Genomic DNA, 2250 nt, shown 5'->3' on the forward strand with positions numbered 1-2250 from the left:
AAATAGCTAAAATAAAAACCGAAAAGGCCGAAAATGATATCGAGCTTGAAGTGGTGGCAAACTACTTGGCAATTTATAAAATGATGGAACTTCAGAAAATATTCGAAGAAAACATCAAAGAAGAAAAAAGCCGATTGAAAGAAGTACAATCGCTTCAAAAACATGGAACGGTTACGAAAAACGAGGTTATTCGTGCCGAATTACAGCTTTCAGATCGCGAATTGAATGCGTTAACTAACTCCAAAAACATTAAAATCGCACTTCACGATCTGAAAACGCTGATCCAGATTCCAGAAAACGAAGAAATTGCGATTGATACAACGTCGAGTTTGGACGAAATGAATGGTTTAGATCCGTATGATTTTTATATGGCTAAAGCTTTGCAAAACGAAGAAATGCGTATTGCTAGTCAGGAGCTGAATATCAGTAAAACCGAACTTAAAATGGTAAAAGGAAATTATTTGCCAAGTGTTCACTTCTTTGGGAATTACGGTTTTTATTATCCGAACTATAAATTCTTTCCGCCCAATCCGTATCTGTATACTTTAGGACAAGTTGGTATTGAAGCCACTTTTGATCTTTCGTCTCTATATAAAAATAAAACCAAAATGGAGCAGGCGAACACCAAAATCAAATGGCAGGAAATGCAGAATGAAATTGTAAAAGAGGAAATTCAAGATAAGCTTTATAAAGAGCATACGCAGTATCAGGAAATTCTTGAAAAGTTTGTTGTTGTTGATAAAGCATTGGATTTGGCTGATGAAAATTACCGCATTGTAAAGCTGAAATACTTAAATCAATTGGTTTTAATTACCGAAATGGTTGACGCGGATAATGCTTTGCTTCAGGCGAAATACAACAAAATTTCTACGCGATTGGATGCGGTTTTAAAACATTACGAATTGCTTCATACGGCTGGAATGCTTCCGCAGAGCTAGATGGTGAAAGACTGAGCTAAAGCCTTAAGAAGAAAGAGACAAGAAGAAAGATTTTTAGAAAGAACTAAGTTAAAGAGAAAAGAAAAAGATGGTTAAGATAAAAAATGAAACTAGAAGAAATAAAACGTTTCATATACTAATAACAATTATTGCGTGTGTGCTTGTTATAAGCGGTGTTATTTTAGGAATTTGGTTTTATGTGTTCAACAGAAATCATGAAGAAACCAATGATGCGCAAGTCGAACAATATGTAACGCCAATTATGTCGCGCATTACGGGTTATGTGCAGGAAGTTCGTTTTAACGAAAATCAGTTTGTGCATAAAGGAGATACTTTGGTTGTAATTGACAATCGTGAATATAAATCAAAATTGAATGTGGCTCTTGCCGATGTTCAAAACGCACAGCAAAACAGCGTTGTGGCGCAGAAAAATGCTATAAATACGGCAAGTGCGACAGCGATTAACGAAGCACAATTAGAAGCTGCAAAATCGAATCTTTGGAAAACTAAATTGGAATACGAAAGATACAAAGCTTTGGTAAGCGAAGAAGCTGCAACTTCTCAGCAATTAGAGAAAGTAAAAGCAGATTACGAATCGGCTCAGGCGCATTTTCAGGAAATGAAAAATAGAATCCATTCATCTGCTTTAAGCACTTCTGTTGCCGAAGCAAACGTTCCGACAACGCAAACCAATATTGCTTCAAAACAAGCGGTTGCCGATAATGCGGCTTTATTTCTTTCGTACACCATAATTACAGCGCCTTATGACGGTTGGGTTGGAAAACGAACTTTACAGCCAGGGCAATTGGTAAAAGAAGGCCAATCTCTATTATCAATTGTAAGTAAAGAAAAATGGATTACGGCCAATTTTAAAGAAACGCAATTGCAATATTTAACCGTTGGGCAAGATGTTGAAATTAAAGCCGATGCTTTGAGCGATAAAACTTTTGTTGGAACAATTGCCTCTTTATCACCAGCGAGTGGGGCAAGATTTTCATTGCTTCCTCCAGATAATGCAACGGGTAACTTCGTAAAAATCGAACAAAGAATTCCGGTTAGAATTCAGTTGAAAGACAGCGACAAACAAGCCGACTTTTTAAGAGCGGGAATGAATATTACTGTGATCGCAGCACACTAAAATGGAAGATAAAAGTATTTTTAAATCATGGGTTCCAAAATGGGCAATCATTACGATTTTGTTTGTTTGTCTCTTGCATTCCATGATTTTATTGGGAGTTTATACGTCAAACGTAACGTATGCGGCAAGTTTTTTGGACATTGAGCCCGAGGATTTGCAGTACGCGATGTGCGT

2 protein-coding genes are annotated in these 2250 nt (G+C 36.8%); both read left to right on the top strand.

Features of this window, described 5'->3' with window-relative positions; all coding sequences use genetic code 11:
- Positions 1–938: TolC family protein (locus B3J44_RS09915; protein WP_286968209.1), on the top strand; the 938-nt coding region annotated here is incomplete at its 5' end.
- A gap of 88 nt (positions 939–1026) precedes the next feature.
- Entirely contained in the window at positions 1027–2076 is a 1050-nt protein-coding gene (locus tag B3J44_RS09920) for an HlyD family secretion protein (protein WP_073408093.1), read from the top strand.
- Positions 2077–2250 lie beyond the last annotated feature (174 nt).

The sequence above is a fragment of the Flavobacterium sp. UBA4854 genome (assembly GCF_002399805.1).
Lineage (GTDB): Bacteria > Bacteroidota > Bacteroidia > Flavobacteriales > Flavobacteriaceae > Flavobacterium > Flavobacterium ginsengisoli.